Consider the following 18,387-nt stretch of genomic DNA (forward strand, 5'->3'; position numbering starts at 1 on the left):
AGGACATGGATCCGGTCACGGTCATCGAAAACGCCGAGATCGTGCTGCCCGAGCGCATCATGCGGGGGTGGCTTGCGGTCGCCGATGGGCAGATTGAGGAGATCGGGGAGGGAAGGGCGCCGGAGCGCGGCATCGACCTCGACGGCGACTATCTCATTCCGGGCCTTATCGAGTTGCACACGGACCATCTGGAGAGCCACTACGCACCGCGTCCCAAGGTGCGCTGGCACCCGCTCGGGGCCGTGCTCGCCTACGACGCCCAGATCGCCTCGTCGGGAATCACGACGGTGTTCGACAGCCTGCGTGCCGGCGTCGACGTGGATGGCGGCGGGCTCGGTGCGGAACTCGTCGAGCTCGCGGAGGCCATCGACGAGGCACGGCGGCATCGCCTGTTCCGCTGCGACCACCTTACCCATCTGCGGTGCGAAATTCCGTCCCCCGACGTGGTCGAGACGGTCGAGAACTTCGTCGCGCGCTATCCCGTCGGTCTCATGTCGCTCATGGACCATACGCCGGGTCAGCGCCAGTTCCGGGATATCGGCAAGTACTTCAATTACTACGGCGGGAAGACCGGCAAGACCGCCGACGAGATCAATGTGGCGGTCGCGGAGAAGCAGCGCGTGAACGGCGAGCGCGCCGCGGTCAACCGCCCGGCGCTCGTGGGGCTGGCGCAGCAACGCGGCATCCCGCTGGCGAGCCACGACGACACGACTCTCGACGAGGTCGACCAGTCGATCAAGGAGGGCGTCGTTCTGGCCGAATTCCCAACGACCGTCGAGGCCGCCAGGGCGAGCCACCGCCAGGGCATCACCGTCATGATGGGAGCGCCGAACCTCATCCGAGGCGGCTCTCATTCCGGAAATGTCGCGGCCGAGACGCTCGCACAGGAGGGTGTCCTCGACATCCTGTCGTCCGACTATGTGCCGGCGAGCCTGCTGATGGCGGCATTCGAACTTCCACGGCGCATCCGGTCGATCTCCCTGCCGGAGGCCATCCGCACCGTGACCAGGAACCCGGCCCAGGCCACGGGCCTGAAGGATCGCGGCGAGATCGGCGCCGGAAAACGGGCCGACCTCGTCAGGGTGCGCGTGACCGGCGAAACGCCCGTCGTCCGCCAGGTCTGGCGCTCGGGAAGCAGGATCGTCTGAGAATGACGGGCGGGTTCGTTTTCGTCGTCGGGCCGAGCGGAGCCGGGAAGGATACCCTGCTTGCGCTCGCCCAGGCCGAGCTGTCGGGCGACAACCGCTTCCTTTTCCCGCGCCGGCTGGTGACGCGCTCGTCATCGGCCTGGGAAGAGCATGACACGATCACCGAGGAGGAGTTCGAAGCCGGGCAGGCTGAGGGACGCTTCACCCTGTCGTGGAAGGCTCACGGACACGGCTACGCGCTTCCCGGATCCTGTCTTCAGGCGGTCCGGGTCGGCTGTCTCGTCGTATGCAACATCTCGCGGACGCTCGTGGACGATGCGCGTCGGCGCCTTCCGAACGTCGCCGTCGTGGAGGTCACGGCACCCCGCGCTGTTCTCGCGGAAAGGCTCGCGAAGCGGAACAGAACCGACGATGCCAACCTGGAGGCCCGATTGGCACGTTCGAGCGAGGTCGGACCTGTCCAAGCCGATCTGACCGTCGTCAACGACCGGAGCCCGGAAGTGGGAGCGGGCCAGTTGATCGCGTTCCTCCGCAGCCGGGCAATGTCCTCGAGCGCCCCGTACGAGGCCCGATCGGGCCTCGTGAGTTGAGGGACAGCGGCAGCGGAATGAGCGGCGCGGAACCACCGGTGCAGCCATCCGGACGGACCGCCTCCGCAATGTCGGGGCTGTCCGCTCCCGTCTTGGAGACACTGGCGCACGTCGCAAAGGAGCTGACCGTCGCCGACGGTCCGTGGTGGCTGATCGGCGGTGCCGCCGCAGGGCTGCATGGGGCGGAGGACGGCGCGATTGCCGATGTCGATATCATCATGAGCCCGCGCGACGCGCGAAAAGTCCTCGCGTGCCTGAAGGTCGTGCCGGAGCAGGATGGGGGGACCGATCTGTTCCGGTCGGAAATCTTTGGGCGCTGGAGCGATCCGCCGCTGACGGTCGATCTCATGGGCGGCATGGAGGTTCTCACGGCCGGGGGCTGGCGGCGTGTAGAACCGGCGACCCGCGAGCCGATCCGTGTAGGCGGGCAACTCGTCTATACGCCCTCGCGCGCGGAACTGATCGACATTCTGCGATTGTTCGGACGTCCGAAGGATCTCGCCAGGGCAAGGAGACTCTCCGAGGCGGGCTGACCCCGTGTCGGCACGGGCGGCGTGTCTGTCCCCTGCGACAATCGTGCACCGCACAATCCCGGCCCTGCGGCGTTGGGCTCTGGCACAACGGAGATGCAGGATGATGAGCCGTCCTTTGCCGCCCTCATGGAGCCGCAGGCGCACGCGATACGATCCGCCGGGCATAGAAGAAGCCGTTGCGGCAGCCCAAGGACTGACCGACGACATCGACAGTCAGGTCGAGATCGCCGCGCAGTTGATGGGCTTTTCGGAGGATGAGGTCAGGCCGTCCGTCATCGAAGCGTCCGCTCGATCCCGTATGCACCTCATGGCGCCAGCGCCAATCCCGGCCACATCGAAAAGGACCGTTACGATCGTACGAAGAAGTCCTCGCCTGCCGTCCGCGAGGGACGCGGAACGCCGCCGCTGACGATCCGGCCCGTCCCGCGGCAGGTGTGAAGACAATCATAAAAAGCACAACGGAAACACCAGGAAGGCTCTCACTCAGGAGCCGCAACATGATCCTCGTTCCCCTTCTCAATCTAGCCTTCCGCTCGCTCACGATCGCCTTCGGGCGCTTCCGTCCCGGACCGTCGTGGCGCGACCGGATACGGGGCCGCCTGAGGCAGCTCCGGCACGACCTCATGCCCACGGATGCGGAGCGCGACAGCCGGTACCTCGACGAGGCTTGTGACCTGTACGACCTGGAACATCGGATCCGGGAGCTGGACCGGCCCAGGCAGCCCGCGCCCCATCCCTTCCACCCGCTCGGGGACAGACGACGCGGCTGCCCGTGAAGGGCATGGGTGGCCTCGGTCACAGGTCCGTCGCTCTCCCGCAGGATACGGCTGACCATGTCTTGGGCAGGTGCGGGCGCTCCGGCCTGTTCCATGCCGGTGCTGCATTGCTGTATCGGCGGAGTCTCATGTTGCGCCGCAGCAACCAAGGCCGCGCTGAAGCGTTCAGAAGTCTTCCAACCGGGTCAGGCGATCCGACTGGCCCTGCCGCCTCAATGATCGACCCCCAACAAAGCACGCGGCAGCATGGAGGCAAAACATGACTGTTCTCGATCCCGCCGGTTTGTCCTGCGGCGCTCCTGCCGGCTATCCGCGGGCCATGCGTCATGATGCTGCCGTGAGGAACAAGGCTGCCCGCCCAAGGCGGATTTCGCTGGCGCTGCAGGGCGGCGGCGCATTCGGTGCCTTCACCTGGGGCGTTCTCGACCGGCTTCTCGAAGCGAAGGTTCCGCTCGACAGCGTGAGCGGGGCCAGTGCCGGCGCGATGAACGCCGTGCTGCTTGCCTCGGGGCTGGCGCAGGGCGGCGAGGACGGAGCGCGGGCCGCTCTCGAGCGGTTCTGGCGACGGGTCAGCGAGGCAGGAGGGCGGAGCCGCCTGTTCTCGCCGCTACTGTCGCAGGTCGCCTCGCAGCTCTCGCCCTATCAGTTCAATCCCTTCGACCTGAACCCCTTGCGCGACATTCTCACCAGCGAGATCGACATCGAGGCCGTGCGCACCGGGGCGCATGTGCGGCTGCTGCTTGGAGCGACACGGGTCCGTGACGGAGCGCTGCGCATCTTCCGCAACAAGGACCTCACCTACGACGTCGTGCTCGCCTCCGCGTGCCTGCCGCAGCTCCATCAAGCGGTGTCCATCGACGGCGAGCCGCACTGGGACGGCGGCTATGCGGCCAATCCCCCGTTGATGCCGGTCGTGACCGCCACACGGGCATCGGACCTGATGGTCGTGCAGATCATTCCGGCCCATCATGCGGAACTGCCGACCACCTCACCGGAAATCCAGAAGCGTCTGAGCCAGATTACCTTCAACAGCTCGCTGCAGCGGGACATGGACGCCCTGTCGCTGATGACCCAGCTCTGCCAGGAAGGGGACATGCAGAACTCGCGCCTCGGTCGCAAGCTCCGGCGCCTGACGCTGCATCGGCTTGTCGCGGAGGATCATGTGGGCGGGTTGAGCCAGTTCAGCTTTCTGAACACTGACTGGGCGCATCTTCAGCGCCTCCGGGATCACGGTCGGGCGGCTGTGGAGACCTGGCTTGCGGGCCGGTCGGTGCCGACCGGCCCGCAAGCATGGGGCGGACCACGGCAGGCATGCCGTGGCTAGTTCATGGCCCTGTTCGGGTCTCGCCCATTGCGCGACGAGGGTGCGCTTACCGCGCCTTCACGGCCGTATCCGGGAAGTCGCTGAACAGGCCGTCGACGCCGAGTGCATAGAACGCCTTGTACTCCGCCGCAGGGTCGCCCTCGAACGACGCGGCCAGGCGCTTCGGCTCGTTGCGGAATGTCCACGTGTAGACCATCAGGCCCGCCGCATGGGCGTCCTTGACGATGCTCGTCGGCGCGGCGACCACCCGATCCCGCTCGTCCATCGCGCCGTCGCCGTTGAGGTCGTCCGGCTTGCCGTCGTTGTTCTGATCGACCTGCTTGGTCGGGAGGATATACGGCTTCCAGGGAGCAAGGATGTCGGCGTAGGTCTTCACCTCGGCCAAGCCTTCCTTGGTGATCAGGTCCTTGTAGGTGCGCTTGTCGCCGACCACGACGAAGTCGTAGGGCTGCGCATAGGGCGCGCCGAGGACGATGTTCCCGTCCTTGTCCACGTCCTCCGCGTCGAGGAGCTGCGCCAGCTTCACGTTCGTCTTGGTGCGGAGATACTTGAGGTTCGCAACCTCGAAGCTCTGGATCACCACGGGGTGCGACTTCTCGGTCCAGCCGGCGGCCTTGAGGGTTTCCACGAGACGGTCTTCCAGGGGAAGGCCCAGCGCCGCATGGAATGTCGAGTGCTTCGTCTCCGGCGCGATTCCGACGGTGCGGCCACGGGCGCCGGATTCCGCCTTCACGAGATCGATCACCTCCTTGAGGGTCGGGATCTGGAACTGGCCGTTCTTGGACTGGTCGCGGTCGGACATCGCCTGTTTGGCGCGAAGCTGCTTAATTTCGGCCAGGGTGAAGTCGCCGGCAAACCAGTCGGTCGTGTCCACGCCGTCGACCTTGCGGGTCGTCTTGCGGGATGCGAATTCCGGCCGGTCGGCAACGTCGGTGGTCCCGCTCAGCATCGGCTCGTGGCGGGCGATGAGAACGCCGTCCTTGGTGGAGACGAGATCGGGCTCGACGAAATCGGCTCCCATCTCGATCGCCATCTTGTAGGCTTCGAGCGTGTGCTCGGGGAGATAGCCGCTCGCGCCGCGATGCGCGACCACGAGCGTCGGCTCGCCCGTGAGCGTCCTCTCCTGGGCGATGGATGGCCCCGCCAGCGCCGACATGACGGCAGCAGCGGTCAGTATGGTTGTCTTTTTCATAACGTCCTCCTCCAACTGGAGATATTCGCACCCGATGCATTCCTCGGCAAAGCGAGATTGCAGCTTGTTCATGACAGGAGGATTGCGCCCTCCGACGGCCGCGCCACGGGTGCGGTGCACGTCCCGCTGACGATCCCAGGTACGGAGCGTCATTCGGAAACAAATCCACGCCATGGCGTTCTAGGACGAGCAAGCGGTGCGGAGAGCCTCATGGCGGTTGGAAGAGCTGAGCAGAAGCTGGACGGAAACATCGTGCAGGGTCTCGCGGCCGGAATTCTGGCGGGGCTTGCCGCATCGTATGCCATGAACGCATTCCAGTCGGCCATCAGTCGTCGGCAACGGTCCGAGCCTCAGCCGGAGCCGAGGAGGACACAGGGGTACAACGATGCCGACCCGGCTACGGCGAGGGCTGCGTCCATATTGTCCGAGAACGCCTTCCGCCACCGTCTCTCACCCCGTCAGAAGGACGTCGCCGGCCCGGTCGTGCATTATGCCGTCGGCGCAGCGCTCGGAGGCCTCTATGGCGTTGCGGCCGAGCTTGAGCCCCGGGTGACGACTGGTGCCGGTCTTCCTTTCGGAGCCGCTGTTGCAGCGGTGCTTGACGAGGGCATCGTCCCAGCCGCCGGCCTGTCGGGGCCGCCTTGGGAGTCCTCTGCCTCGACGCATCTCTACTCGCTCGGATCGCACCTCGTCTTCGGTCTGACGGCGGAAGTCGTCCGACGCAGCGTGCGCAGTCTTTCGACCTGAGGCGGCTTCGGATTCGGCGTCGGGCATCCGTGCCGGCTTCCCGATCCAACCCCCAGAGGTTGTCACGATGCGCTGTGAGGCCTGCAGGAACCTTGGCGAGCATGGAATGTTGGTAAAGGTTTGTTGGTGATTGCCGCCGGGTTGACGGCCCATTGACGGGATTGTCGCGGCAGTCCTTATGCTTCGGCCTGATCGATCCTTGGCAGGACCATTGGGCTCACCGTGCCAAGGGAGGTCTGGATGGGTGCCGGCCAAAGTAGCGCAGCAACCCTGCCCGAGAGAGTTGCCATCACGCTCACCGTCAACGGCGAGACCCGGCGGCTGGAGGTTCTGCCCTGGACGGTCCTGCTGGATCTTCTGCGCGATCATCTCGGCCTGACGGGAACCAAGAAGGGCTGCGACCATGGGCAGTGCGGAGCCTGCACGGTTCTGATCGACGGCAAACGGATCAATTCCTGCATGGCGTTTGCCGTGATGAAGGACGGTTCGCACATCACGACCGTCGAGGGACTGGCCAGGAATGGGGCGCTGCACCCTCTGCAACAGGCTTTCATCGATCACGATGCCTTCCAGTGCGGCTACTGCACGCCCGGGCAGATCTGCTCCGGTGTTGCTCTCATCGAAGAGGGAAGGGCGCAGACGCGCGATGAAATCCGCGAGCTGATGAGCGGCAACATCTGCCGCTGCGGCGCCTACACGAACATCGTCGATGCCATCGAGCAGGTCATCGGATCCGATGCGGAGGCCGCGCGATGAATCGCTTCTCCTATATGCGGGCGGGAAGCATCGAGGAGGCCGTGCGGGAAGCCGCGGCCGATCCTGCCGTCCGCTTCATTGCCGGCGGCACCAACCTCATCGACCTGATGAAGTACAATGTGGAGCGGCCTACCCGCCTCGTCGACATAACACGGCTGCCGCTGAACCGGATCGAAGAGACCGATGGCGGCGGCCTTCGTCTCGGCGCTCTCGTGACCAACGCCGAGGCCGCCTACGATCCCCGCATTCAGGATCGGTATCCGCTGCTCTCCAGTGCGCTCCTGGCCGGTGCCTCGCCCCAATTGCGCAACTCGGCCACAACCGGGGGCAATCTCCTGCAGCGCACCCGCTGCTATTATTTCTACGATCCCGGCACGCCCTGCAACAAACGGGAGCCCGGCACGGGCTGCCCGGCGGCCTTCGGGCGGAATCGAATTCACGCCATCCTGGGGACGAGCGAGCATTGCATCGCGACCCATCCGTCCGACATGGCCGTCGCTCTCGCCGCTCTGGAGGCTGTCGTTCACGTGGCAGGTCCCGAGGGCGAGCGGGAAATCCCTCTGTCCGAGTTTCACCGCCTGCCGGGCGACAGACCTGAGATCGACACCACCCTCCGGCATGGGGAGATCATCACGGCCGTCGAACTTCCGCCGGGAGGCTACGGACGCAACTACACCTATCTCAAGCTGAGAGACCGTCTCTCCTATGCCTTTGCGCTCGTTTCCGTTGCCGCCGCCCTCCGCATGGATGGCACAACTGTCGAGGAGGCGAGGCTCGCCCTCGGCGGCGTGGCCCACAAGCCGTGGCGCGATCCGGAAGCCGAGGCGATGCTGCGTGGGCATCCGGCCACCGCCGAGCGCTTTGCAGCCGTCGCGGATCACATCCTGAAGGATGCCAAAGGCTACGAGGACAATGCCTTCAAGATCGATCTCGCCAAGAGAGCGATCATCCGGGCGCTGACGCAAGCCGCCGCCGGAACACCTCAGTCTCAAGTCGACAAGCGGATCCAGTGAGGGCAGGCCCATGCAGCAGCCAACAGGTTACATCGGCACTCCTCAAAGCCGGGTCGACGGGCGCGCCAAGGTCACGGGCGAAGCGAAATACGCGGCGGAGTTCGATGCTCCGGATCTCGCATACGGCATCGTCGTCACAAGCGCGATCGCCAAGGGCCGCATCAAATCCGTCGACACGTCGGCGGCGCTCGCCGTGGCGGGTGTGCTCCAGGTCTTCACCCATGAGAACCGGGCCAAGACCGCATGGTTCGACCGCAACTTCCGCGACGAGACGGCTCCTCCCGGCTCGCCTTTCCGGCCGCTTTACGACGACCGGGTGATCTATAGCGCACAGCCCATCGCGCTCGTTGTCGCCGAGGAATTCGAGATTGCGGCCTATGCGGCCTCGCTCGTGCGGGTCGAGTATGAGACCGAGACCCATATGACGGATCTCGACGTCAAGCGCCACGAGGCCTATGTGCCGCCTCGCAAGCGTTCGAACGTGAAGCCGCCTCCGAGCCCGCGCGGCGATGCCGAGGGAGCTTTCGCGCAGGCGCCGCTCAAGGTCCACGCCGAGTACCGGGTTGCCATCGAGCACCACAATCCGATGGAGACCCATGCCTCGACGGTCGTTTACGAACAGGACGGGACGCTCACCATCCACGACAAGACCCAAGGAGCGCAGAACAGCCAGAGTTACGTGTCGAGCGTCTTCGGACTTTCCAGCAGCCAGGTGCGCGTCGTTACGCCTTTCGTCGGCGGAGCCTTCGGCTCCGGTCTGCGGCCGCAATACCAGCTTTTCCTCGCCGTCATGGCTGCGCTCGAACTCAAACGCTCGGTTCGTGTGGTTCTGACCCGCGACCAGATGTTCACCTTCGGCTACAGACCGCTGACGATCCAGACGATCTCGCTGGGAGCGAACCCGGACGGGAAGCTCGTATCCCTCATGCACGACGCCGTCCAGACGACCTCCACCTTCGAGGATTATCAGGAGGTTGTCGTGAACTGGTCGAACCTTCTCTACCACTGCGATAACGTCAAGCTGACCTACAAGCTGGCGCAGGTCGATACCTATACGCCCATCGACATGCGGGCGCCCGGAGCGGCTCTTGGAGTCACGGCCATCGAGACGGCGATGGACGAACTCGCCTATGCGGCGGGGATCGATCCGATCGAGCTGCGCCTGCGGAACTATGCCGAGACGGACGAGGCTGACAACAAGAGCTTCACCAGCAAGGAGCTCAGAGCCTGTTATCAGCTGGGAGCGGAACGTTTCGGTTGGGCCAGGCGGAGCCCCGAGCCGCGCTCCATGCGCGACGGGCGCGAACTCGTTGGCTGGGGCATGGCCAGCGGGGTCTGGGAGGCCGTGATGCAGAAGACCGCTGCGCGTGTCGTTCTGACCCGGGACGGCAAGCTCGAGGTCGCCTCCGCCACCACCGACATCGGTACCGGCACCTACACGATCCTGACCCAGATCGCAGCCGAGACCCTCGGGCTTCGGATGGAGGACGTCACGACGAAGATCGGGGATTCCGACCTGCCGAAATCTCCCGTCGAGGGCGGATCCTGGACGGCCGCCTCCGCAGGCTCAGCCGTGCAGAAGGCCTGCCTCTCCGTGCGGGAGACGCTCTTCAAACATGCGCGGCAGATGGATGAGTCCCCGCTGGCAAACGCGAGCATCGAACAGGTGATGTTCGCCGATGGGCGCATTTGCCTGATGAACGATCCGAGTGCCGGCGTCACCTTCGCCGAGGCCATGCAGGCCGGCGGCGCCGACAAGGTCGAGGCGGAGGAGAACGCGAGCCCTGGCCTGCTGGCGAGCATGCGCTATTCCGGCTACTCGCATTCCGCGATCTTCGCCGAGGTCAAGGTGGACGAGGAACTCGGCATCATCCGGGTGACGCGGATCGTCAATGCGGTTGCGGCCGGGACCATCCTGAACCCCAAGACGGCGCGCAGTCAGATTCTGGGCGGCGTCGTGTTCGGGATCGGGATGGCGCTGGAGGAGGAATCCCTGCTCGACCACAACCTCGGCCGCTTCATGAACCACAATCTTGCCGAGTATCACGTGCCGGTGAACGCGGATGTATTCGACATCGACGTGATCTTCGTGCTGGAGCACGAGGACAAGCTCAATTCGCTGGGCGTCAAAGGCCTGGGCGAGATCGGCGTCGTCGGCACGGCCGCGGCCATCGGCAACGCCATCTATCACGCCACGGGCAAACGCATCCGCGAGTATCCCATCACCATCGACAAGCTGCTCGGGTAGCCTGAATCGCGCGTAGCCGCGAAACCCACTCAGCTCTTTGGCGCGATGTTGATCTTGAACCACTTCTCGGACAGCTTCCTCACCGTGCCGTCCTTGATGGCGGCCTGGATCGCCTCGTCGAAGGACTTTTTCAGTTCGGTGTCCTCCTGGCGCAGGCCGACGCCGACGCCATCGCCCTGGACGCCGCCGCTGATGGCGGGGCCGACGAGCGCGTAGTCCTTGAACTCCGGCTTATCGAGCGTGCCGATGATCGCCGTGGCGTCGGCCAGAACCGCATCGATGCGGCCGGCAAGAAGGTCGAGGTCGTGCTGCTCGGTTGTCTTGTACTCACGGATCTCCGCCGTGCCCTTCAAGTACTTCTCGGCGAAATCCGGATGGGTCGTGGAGACCTGCACGCCGATGGTCTTACCCTCCAGGAGCGGCTTGGTGGCCTCGATGGCCCTCTCGGTCTCGTCCTTCTGCTTGACGAGATCGTAAGCCTCGCCCGTGCCCGGCATCTGCGCCAGGGGCGAGCTCTTCGCCACGAGGTAGCCATTGGGGGAGACAGCATAGGGACCGGCGAAGGCGATGACCTTCTTGCGTTCGTCGGTGATGCTCATGCCGGCCATAATGGCGTCGTACTTCTTGGCCTGCAGCGCCGGGATGATACCATCCCAGTCCTGGGCCACGATCTCGCACTTCACCTTCATGCGGCTGCAGAGCTCGTTGGCCAGATCGATGTCGAACCCTTCGAGCTTGCCGCCGGGGCCAGTGAAGTTCCATGGAGCGTAGGCGCCCTCGGTGGCGATCCTGACGGTCTTTTCCTGGGCTGCGGCGGAGCCGGCTGCGAGGGCGGAGCCGACAAGGGCAAGGCTGACGATTCTGGCGAATTTCATGGCTGTTCCCCGGTTCGCGTGGGCCTCTGCAGCGAGGCAGCTCGTCATGCCGTTGCAGGAGGCAAGGCTCAGGGTGCGGCCAAAGCCGGATCGATGGCAAGATGCGGAAACGCTCTTTCTGCCGTAACGGCAGCCAAGCTCGGGGCAAGAAAAAAGGCTGCCGTTGCCAGCAGCCCGAAGTTTAGGGAGGAAACGCCCAAGAAGGGCAGCAGCACCACGACGCCAATCGTCATGCTGCACTGCAATAGATAGTTTATGCCTGAACCCTGTTCAAGGGTAAAAGGGCAGCATCGCTGCCCAATTTTTTGGCGCCGTGCCGGCTCAGGCCTCAGCCGGCGGCGTGACGCCGAGGTCGCTCAGCTTGGCCCGCACATCCGTGACCGAGCGCTTGAGCTTGAGGCTGATGACCGAAACCGGAAACCCTTCCTTGGCGAGGGCAATGAGCGACTGGACGGCTTCGAAGGACCAGGTCGATGCGCTGGTGTCCATGATATTCTCCTCCGTTCGAGCACAGGCTGCAAAGGTTATCCGCAAGTGCGGCGAGATCATGGATGCGGCCGATCCAGATGGACCGGCACCGTACGCAGGACAAGAAGAGATCGGGAAAGAACAGAATTCCGCTCTTCTTCCGTGCCGCCGGCCAGGATCGATGGAGTTCTTTCAGGCTCTCGTCCCGACCGGATCCGATGTCACGAGCGACCTTCCGGCCCGTGCTGCGTAGTGAATCGGTGCGGCAACTTGCGCGACCGAAACGTTAACCATTTATTACCAGGACGTTCTTACGGCAGCGCCAAGTAAATTTCGGCTCCTCCCGCGTGCGAAACCGCACGTTTCCGAAGCTCCCCCCTTCGTTCGGATAGTAGCGTTATTACCTTGCTTGAGATTCATAGAGCCCCTGTTCACAAGGGGATTCGAACAATGACATACGGGATCTGGGGAACTGAGGAATACGCGCGCCTTGGGCAAGCCTCGATGAATAAGAAGAACGTCGTCGCTGCCCTGCCCAACGGCGGCTATGTTGTTGGCTTCCAAGAAGGCGGTTCAATCTATTTCCAGCGCTACGATGGCGCTGGCGTTAAAGCTGGCGGTCCTACGCTCGTTGCGGCGGCTGACGGAGTTACCCTGGACCAGTTTGACATCCACGCGGTCGAGGCGAACGGGAACTTTGCTGTTACGTGGACGCAGACTATTGGGACTGTCAACAGCTTCGTCATGTCCCGCGTTTTCGATATCAACGGCACTCCGCTGACGGCTGAACCGAACGAAGTTGCCAGATCCTCCGGTAGCGTCCGCTCAAGTGCGCCATCGACCATCAGCACAGATAATGGCGGCTACATTACTGCCTACAACAATCCGGCGGATTCTTCGGCAACCGATACAGGAGTCGAAATTGCTGTTCAGAATGCCGCCGGCGGCGTCACAAGCAGGCTGGTAGTCAGCAACAGTGCAGGGGCGGACTATGGCGAGATCGCAAAGATAGATGCCAATAAGTACGTCGTTTCTTATCAGGACGGAACCGATATCAAGTTCAAGATCATCGACTTCGGCTCGGCAACACCTGTTCCCGCCAGTGAAGTTACTGTTGGGCAGGGGCGAATCTCCGACGTCGTAGTCCGAGGCGATGGCAGTTTTGTGGTTGTTTACAATCACTACTCCGGAAACGCCAATTGCACCGTCAAGGCTCAATTCTATACTGCCCAAGGCGAGCCGGTTAACTCTGCCATAACACTCGTAACATCTGCGGAAAACGCTAACGACAACTTCGAAGCAACGATGCTGCGAGACGGGCGCGTTGCTGTCGTATACTCGGAGCGCAACCCTAACGATCCCGAAACGGGTGCTACGGACTTCGGCAACATCTATCTCAAGATCATCGGAACCAATGGGCAGGTCAGCGCTCCGCTTCTGCTCAATTCCGATGCGTCAACCGATGGTAATGATGCTCAGGTGCTGCCTTCGGTCGTCGAGATGACCGACGGTCGCCTCGCAGTAACTTGGTATTTTAGCACTGGCCGCGGTTCGGTCTCGACCACCATCGTCGATGCCCGCGAAGCAGCGGTTGCCGTGAACGGTACGAACGGCAACGATGTCTATGCCGGCTCCGAATATCACGGCAACGTCCTGAACGGCCATGGCGGCAATGACAAGCTCATTGGCGGCAGCGGCAGCGATGCCCTGGATGGTGGTGAAGGCATCGACGTCGCATCCTACGAGCGTTCCGCGGCGGGTGTGATCGTCAGTCTCGCGGGCGGCCCCGGGATCGGTGGCGACGCTGCTGGCGACACCTATGCGAATATCGAGAACGTCATCGGTTCGCAGCACGGCGATACCATCACCGGCGACGATGCCGCGAACCATCTCTGGGGTCTCGGCGGCGACGACGTCTTCATCGGCGGCGGCGGTCAGGACACGCTCGAGGGCGGTGCCGGCAACGACTCCTACCATGTGGATGGCAATGACGTGATCGTCGAAGCTGCCGGGGGCGGCATCGACACAGTCTACACGAGCGGGAACATCGATCTGTCCGCTCTCGCCAACATCGAGAACATCGTCTTCACTGGCACGGGACCGGTCAACATCACCGGCACGGCCGAGGGGAATGCCCTCAATGGCGGCGCGGGCGGCGACGGAATCGACGGCGGCGGCGGCAACGACGTCATCAGCGGCAACGACGGCAACGACTCCCTCTACGGCGGAACGGGCGAGGATGTCCTTTCCGGCGGTTCGGGCTTCGACTACCTTCGCGGCGATGCCGGCAACGACACCCTCGATGGCGGGGCCGACAACGACTTCCTCGACGGCGGCGTCGGCTTCGACTTCCTGGTCGGCAATGTGGGCGACGACACGCTCAACGGCGGGGCCGACAATGACGTCCTCGATGGTGGCCTGGGTTCCGACAACCTGATCGGAGATCTCGGTGACGACGCTCTCTTTGGAGGAGACGACAACGACATCCTGATCGGCGGCGTCGGCAACGACCGTCTCGACGGTGGTGCCGGCAACGACAAGCTCTACGGCAAGGAGGGCAAGGACTTCCTGGTGGGCGGCTCCGGCAGGGACATCTTCGTGTTCGACACCCGGCCGAACAAGAGGACGAACCTCGACAAGGTCGACGACTTCAACGTCAGGGACGACAGCATCTATCTCGAGAACAAGTATTTCAAGAAGCTGGGCAAGAAGGGCAGCGAGAGCAAGCCAGCCAAACTGAAGAGGGACTTCTTCAAGGTCGGCACCAAGGCGTTGGATAAGAACGACCACCTCGTCTACAATAAGAAGAAGGGCATTCTGTACTACGATGCCGACGGGTCGGGCCGCTCCAAGGCCGTCGAGATCGCCAAGCTCGATAAGAACCTCAAGATGTCCTACAAGGATTTCTTCGTCATCTGACCTTTCTTGCCGGAAGGCTTCCCGGTCGGCCGGGCAGCCTTCCGGCCTTTCATTGAAAGCACCCGCCGGCGCGAGCTCCGGCGGGTGCTTTTTCGTTCCGGGTCGGGAGGGTTCGAGAGGCGGCCAAAGGGGCCGCTGCTCCTGCGGGCGCGGCATGCGGCAGGCGCCCGTCGGACGGACCGTCCGGCTGCCCCTCCTTCGAGGCGCAGGCGCGGCCGCTCCTCGCAGGGCCATGTGCCGGGCTTCTAGGAGAGAGATCACAAAATAAAAGGAGCCCGCGCAACCTTAGCCACGGGTCCGGCGTTCCCCGTCGAGCCATCCACCACAGGGGTTCCTCATGAGCATTATCTGGACGATCATCATCGGCTTCATCGCGGGCGTCATCGCCAAGTTCATCATGCCCGGTCGGAACGAGCCCTCCGGCTTCATCCTCACCACGATCCTGGGCATCGTGGGCGCGTTCGTCGCGACCTATCTCGGCCAGGCCATCGGCTGGTATCGCGCGGATGAGGGGGCGGGTCTCATCGGTGCCGTGGTCGGCGCGATCATCGTGCTGTTCATCTACGGCATGATCGCCGGCCGCAGCCGCTCCTCCAACACCTACTGATCACGGCCTCGTCCGATCATCCTGCGGGCCACTGCCTCTGCGCCGTGGCCCGCGAATTTTCGTCAGCCCCGGTGGGAGATGCGCCCCGAGGAGCCTTCCGGGCCCATGAGGGCAGCCTTGACCGGGCAGTTTCCGACATATCCGCTCCAGGCCAGGTAGGACCCGCCGAGGAGGGCGACCACGTTGAGGAGCGGGTTGGGGCGAGGCTTGACGCCGGCCGCCGCGAGGCCGAGGCCGACAGCGATATAGGCGCCGCGTTCCGCCATGGACAGGTTGTGTTCGCCATCGGAATGGCCGCTCATGTTTTTCAAGGGAATTCTCCTTCTTTCGCCTGACCCGAACGCCACGCGGGGCGCGACGGTTCCGCTCCGGGAAGGAGTCTCGAGAGGTCGCGGAACCACCAATCTTGGCTGTCGTTGAGTCCACTCTCAACCAAGGAGCTCTAGCGATGGCAGCGAAGGAAAAGACACTCGAAGACCTGTTCCTCCATACTCTGAAGGATGTCTATTACGCGGAGAAGCAGATCCTGAAAGCCTTGCCGAAGATGGCGAAGGCGGCCGAGTCCGATGAGCTGAGGCAGGCCTTCGAGACCCACCGGGAAGAAACCGAAGGCCAGATCGAGCGGCTGGAAGAGGTCTTCAAGATGCTGGGCAAGGCGGCTCGCGGCGTACAGTGCGAGGCGATCAACGGCATCATCGAAGAAGGCAAGGAAGTCATGGAGGACTTCGCCGACAGCGTCGCCCTCGATGCGGGCATCCTGGCGGCCGCGCAGGCGGTCGAGCACTACGAGATCACCCGTTACGGCTCGCTCAGGACCTGGGCCGAGGAACTCGGCATGAAGGATGCGGTCCGCCTTATCGAACAGAACCTCGAGGAGGAGAAGAAGACCGACAAGCTGCTGACGCAGCTGGCCGAGGCGCGGGTCAACACCAAGGCCGCCTGATCCTTATCCGGGTTGCGGACGAGCGGACCCCGCGCCCGACAGGTGCGGGGTTTTTCGCGTCGGCGTTCCATTCCTCATGCGCATCCTGGCGGGCAGAACCGGATCCGCTTTTCTGCGGGCTGCCTACCGCGTGCCTGACGAAGCCTGCCCAAGGCGAGCGTCGGCCGCATCCGCGGTCAGCGTCAGGCACAAGCCGCCGCCCTGCCGCAGTTCGAGAGACGCTTTCATCCCCGCCGGATCCTTGATGAGATGGATGAAGGCCGAGAGCCTCAGCCGCGTCGCAGGCGAGAGCTGAGGAACGACGCCCTGGAGCGCCGAACAGGCCCCGCCTGCGAGTTCCTCGTAGGCGAAGGGGCCAAGAAAGCTGCCTTGACCGGGCGAGGCTCCGCTTTCCGTTCCAGACGGGCGTTCGGTCGAGGGCAGGCGGGAGGGCAGGGAGGCCGGCTCACAAGAGGCGGCGCTCGGCAGGTCCGAGGTTGACGGGGGCATGGCGTCTCTCAAAAGGCTTGCGGGTCCAGGGGCATTGAACGGCGTGACCGCATCCCGCCGGCGCTGCAGCAGCTCCCGCAGGATGTCGGGTGCTCCCCCGGGATCGGTCGTGTCCCGGCGAAGTTTGCAACTCATAAGATGAAATATGAACTAACTCAACCAGGAGTTATATCGGGACATGCGGGAATTCGATCCCGCCCTTCAGGCGGCGGAGCCGTGCAGCGCCGCCCATAATTGTTACCCCTTCCGGCTTATCGATTCACGCGCGAGTGAACACCGGGACACCCTCGAACGTTGCCGTCTGAGACGGGGCATGGGCAAATACTCCAACAGCCCTTGGAGTATGGGGAACCTGCCGCGCTTCTAGTGGTTACTTCCTCACGATTGAGAGAGGTTGACCATGGGCGTCGGACAGCAAAACAGTAATGGAAATGGCCAGAAAGATATCCGTGGCGATGATTGGGACGCGTTGAAGGAAGACGTCGGCGGTGTGGCAGGCGCTGCAGTCGAGCGGGGTCGTCACTTCATCGATGCGGCTCGCGATCAGGCCACCGATTATGCGGATCGCCGCAAGGACGACATTGCTCAGTCGGTTGCGGACTTCGCCAACTCGCTGCGGGATTCGACGGGATCCTTCGAGGAGCGGCCGAATATCCGCGCCGTCGTCGACAGCGCCGCCGAGGGTCTGGAGACCCTGGCCGACACGATCCGCGAGCGCAGCTTCGCCGATATCTTCAACGACTTCGAAGGCATGGTCCGCCGCCGTCCGGCAACTGTTGCGGCCGTGTCCGTCGCCGTCGGCTTCCTGACGGCCCGCTTCATCAAGAGCACGGCTGAAGAGCTCAGGCACGATCAGAACATCTCCGGTCCTGCGCGGGGCGGCGGCAGTCGCGGTCGCTCGAAGCAGGGTCAGGGCTCGCGGGCTCGGGCGAGCGTCTGACGGAGGGCAGCATGACAGCAAACGGCAATCAGACAATCCAGGGCCTCGTCGGTGAGGCTCTGCGCGAGTCGACCGATCTCGCGCAGAAGGAGTTCGCTCTCTTCCGCACGGAAATGACTCAGAACGTCCGGACGATCTTCGTCGGACTCGCCATGGTGGTCGTGGCGGCGATCTTTGCGATTGCCGCGATCATCCTGTTCACGGATGCGCTTGTCGATTGGCTGGCGACCGTCGTCAATTCGGAGGCGCTTGCCGCTCTGATCGTCGGCGGCGTCATGGCCGTCATCGCCATCGGGCTCGGCCTCTACGGGCGTCACGCCATGTCGTCGACCCCGTTGTCGCCTCAGAGGACCGTCCGCTCGCTCAAGCGCGATGCCGAAGTGCTGTCCGAAAGGGTCACGGGATGACACAAGACCTGCACGATCTGGAAAAAGACATCGAGCAAAGCCGCGCGAAGCTCGACCTGACCATCGACCGCCTCCAGGACCGGATGTCGGTCTCGGGTGTGGTCGACGACATGCTGGGCACGGCACGGGCAGGCCGCTATGCGCCACTCTTCGACAATGTCCTCCTGACCATCAAGCGAAACCCCGTTCCGGTCATGTTGATCGCCGCGGGGATCGGCCTTCTCGTCCACCGCCTCGGGCGGCCGCAGCCGCTGCCGCGCCGGAGCACCCACGTGGTCGTCGACGAGGACCTGGTGGCGGAGCCCCTCGATACCCGTGTCTACAGTGCGGGTGCCACGACCCTGCAGTCGCCGGATGAGCCGTATGAGCCCCGGCGCACGATGAATTCCCGCATCTAACGAACGTATAGGAG

Annotated in this window: 21 protein-coding genes; 15 read left to right on the forward strand and 6 right to left on the reverse strand. The window is 63.9% G+C overall.

From position 1 onward, the window contains the following. Positions 1-5 precede the first annotated feature (5 nt). From ACFOYU_RS08550 to ACFOYU_RS08570, 5 genes are all read left to right on the forward strand, one after another. Positions 6-1,148, forward strand: a complete 1,143-nt coding sequence (locus ACFOYU_RS08550; RefSeq protein WP_377033216.1) for an alpha-D-ribose 1-methylphosphonate 5-triphosphate diphosphatase — start codon at positions 6-8, stop codon at positions 1,146-1,148. A 2-nt stretch (positions 1,149-1,150) separates the two neighbouring features. Beyond that, positions 1,151-1,738 carry a phosphonate metabolism protein/1,5-bisphosphokinase (PRPP-forming) PhnN gene (gene phnN, locus ACFOYU_RS08555; protein WP_226736693.1) on the forward strand — a complete coding sequence of 196 codons (588 nt, stop codon included), beginning with the start codon at positions 1,151-1,153 and terminating at the stop codon, positions 1,736-1,738. 38 nt (positions 1,739-1,776) lie between these two features. Next, positions 1,777-2,271, forward strand: a complete 495-nt coding sequence (locus tag ACFOYU_RS08560) for a hypothetical protein (protein ID WP_377033217.1) — start codon at positions 1,777-1,779, stop codon at positions 2,269-2,271. A 497-nt stretch (positions 2,272-2,768) separates the two neighbouring features. After that, positions 2,769-3,047: a DUF3563 family protein gene (locus tag ACFOYU_RS08565; RefSeq protein ID WP_377033218.1), complete on the forward strand. Its 279-nt coding sequence runs from the start codon at positions 2,769-2,771 to the stop codon at positions 3,045-3,047. 259 nt (positions 3,048-3,306) lie between these two features. Further along, positions 3,307-4,371 carry a patatin-like phospholipase family protein gene (locus tag ACFOYU_RS08570; protein WP_377033219.1) on the forward strand — a complete coding sequence of 355 codons (1,065 nt, stop codon included), beginning with the start codon at positions 3,307-3,309 and terminating at the stop codon, positions 4,369-4,371. Positions 4,372-4,417: 46 nt separating this feature from the next. Here the strand turns inward: ACFOYU_RS08570 and ACFOYU_RS08575 are convergent, their stop codons facing one another. After that, positions 4,418-5,563 carry a glycerophosphodiester phosphodiesterase gene (locus tag ACFOYU_RS08575; protein WP_377033220.1) on the reverse strand — a complete coding sequence of 382 codons (1,146 nt, stop codon included), beginning with the start codon at positions 5,561-5,563 and terminating at the stop codon, positions 4,418-4,420. A 210-nt stretch (positions 5,564-5,773) separates the two neighbouring features. Between ACFOYU_RS08575 and ACFOYU_RS08580 the strand changes: the two genes are divergently transcribed. The 4 genes from ACFOYU_RS08580 (at position 5,774) to ACFOYU_RS08595 (ending at position 10,327) form a co-directional block, all read left to right on the forward strand. After that, the gene (locus tag ACFOYU_RS08580; protein WP_226736682.1) at positions 5,774-6,310 is read left to right on the forward strand and encodes a DUF1440 domain-containing protein; all 537 of its coding nucleotides are present in this window, start codon (positions 5,774-5,776) and stop codon (positions 6,308-6,310) included. A gap of 240 nt (positions 6,311-6,550) precedes the next feature. Further along, positions 6,551-7,066, forward strand: coding sequence for a (2Fe-2S)-binding protein (locus tag ACFOYU_RS08585; protein ID WP_226736680.1), 516 nt, complete (start codon positions 6,551-6,553; stop codon positions 7,064-7,066). Then, entirely contained in the window at positions 7,063-8,079 is a 1,017-nt protein-coding gene (locus ACFOYU_RS08590; RefSeq protein WP_377033221.1) for an FAD binding domain-containing protein, read from the forward strand. The genes ACFOYU_RS08585 and ACFOYU_RS08590 overlap by 4 nt, the downstream gene beginning before the upstream one ends. A 10-nt stretch (positions 8,080-8,089) precedes the next feature. Further along, positions 8,090-10,327, forward strand: coding sequence for a xanthine dehydrogenase family protein molybdopterin-binding subunit (locus tag ACFOYU_RS08595; protein WP_377033222.1), 2,238 nt, complete (start codon positions 8,090-8,092; stop codon positions 10,325-10,327). Between the two features lie 29 nt (positions 10,328-10,356). Here the strand turns inward: ACFOYU_RS08595 and ACFOYU_RS08600 are convergent, their stop codons facing one another. The 3 genes from ACFOYU_RS08600 to ACFOYU_RS08610 form a co-directional block, all read right to left on the reverse strand. Next, positions 10,357-11,202 (reverse strand): lysine/arginine/ornithine ABC transporter substrate-binding protein, encoded by an 846-nt coding sequence (locus tag ACFOYU_RS08600; protein WP_377033223.1) that lies wholly within the window; start codon positions 11,200-11,202, stop codon positions 10,357-10,359. A gap of 68 nt (positions 11,203-11,270) precedes the next feature. Continuing rightward, a complete protein-coding gene (locus ACFOYU_RS08605; RefSeq protein ID WP_226736672.1) occupies positions 11,271-11,435 on the reverse strand; it encodes a hypothetical protein in 165 nt (54 codons plus the stop codon). An 88-nt stretch (positions 11,436-11,523) separates the two neighbouring features. Further along, a complete protein-coding gene (locus ACFOYU_RS08610; protein WP_226736669.1) occupies positions 11,524-11,691 on the reverse strand; it encodes a hypothetical protein in 168 nt (55 codons plus the stop codon). A gap of 429 nt (positions 11,692-12,120) precedes the next feature. On the opposite strand from ACFOYU_RS08610, the gene ACFOYU_RS08615 reads away from it, so the two are divergent. After that, positions 12,121-14,589, forward strand: a complete 2,469-nt coding sequence (locus ACFOYU_RS08615; RefSeq protein WP_377033224.1) for a calcium-binding protein — start codon at positions 12,121-12,123, stop codon at positions 14,587-14,589. Positions 14,590-14,926: 337 nt separating this feature from the next. After that, complete coding sequence (locus ACFOYU_RS08620; protein ID WP_226736667.1) at positions 14,927-15,196, forward strand: GlsB/YeaQ/YmgE family stress response membrane protein; 270 nt, start codon at positions 14,927-14,929, stop codon at positions 15,194-15,196. Positions 15,197-15,258: 62 nt separating this feature from the next. Here ACFOYU_RS08620 and ACFOYU_RS08625 read toward each other — a convergent pair whose 3' ends face one another. Beyond that, complete coding sequence (locus ACFOYU_RS08625; RefSeq protein ID WP_377033341.1) at positions 15,259-15,498, reverse strand: hypothetical protein; 240 nt, start codon at positions 15,496-15,498, stop codon at positions 15,259-15,261. Positions 15,499-15,644: 146 nt separating this feature from the next. On the opposite strand from ACFOYU_RS08625, the gene ACFOYU_RS08630 reads away from it, so the two are divergent. Continuing rightward, positions 15,645-16,139 carry a ferritin-like domain-containing protein gene (locus ACFOYU_RS08630; RefSeq protein WP_226736665.1) on the forward strand — a complete coding sequence of 165 codons (495 nt, stop codon included), beginning with the start codon at positions 15,645-15,647 and terminating at the stop codon, positions 16,137-16,139. 123 nt (positions 16,140-16,262) lie between these two features. On the opposite strand, the gene ACFOYU_RS08635 is transcribed toward ACFOYU_RS08630, so the two are convergent. Beyond that, on the reverse strand, positions 16,263-16,628 hold the full coding sequence (locus ACFOYU_RS08635) for a hypothetical protein (protein WP_377033225.1): 366 nt from the start codon (positions 16,626-16,628) through the stop codon (positions 16,263-16,265). A gap of 400 nt (positions 16,629-17,028) precedes the next feature. Between ACFOYU_RS08635 and ACFOYU_RS08640 the strand changes: the two genes are divergently transcribed. From ACFOYU_RS08640 to ACFOYU_RS08650, 3 genes are read left to right on the forward strand one after another with little or no spacing between them, the layout of a single operon-like run. After that, positions 17,029-17,568: an apolipoprotein A1/A4/E family protein gene (locus tag ACFOYU_RS08640; RefSeq protein ID WP_226736661.1), complete on the forward strand. Its 540-nt coding sequence runs from the start codon at positions 17,029-17,031 to the stop codon at positions 17,566-17,568. Between the two features lie 11 nt (positions 17,569-17,579). After that, positions 17,580-17,975, forward strand: coding sequence for a phage holin family protein (locus ACFOYU_RS08645; RefSeq protein WP_226736658.1), 396 nt, complete (start codon positions 17,580-17,582; stop codon positions 17,973-17,975). Beyond that, positions 17,972-18,373: a DUF3618 domain-containing protein gene (locus tag ACFOYU_RS08650; protein ID WP_226736656.1), complete on the forward strand. Its 402-nt coding sequence runs from the start codon at positions 17,972-17,974 to the stop codon at positions 18,371-18,373. The genes ACFOYU_RS08645 and ACFOYU_RS08650 overlap by 4 nt, the downstream gene beginning before the upstream one ends. Positions 18,374-18,387: the final 14 nt, after the last annotated feature.

This window comes from Microvirga sp. GCM10011540 (assembly GCF_042650665.1).
GTDB classification, from domain to species: Bacteria; Pseudomonadota; Alphaproteobacteria; order Rhizobiales; family Beijerinckiaceae; genus Microvirga; species Microvirga lenta.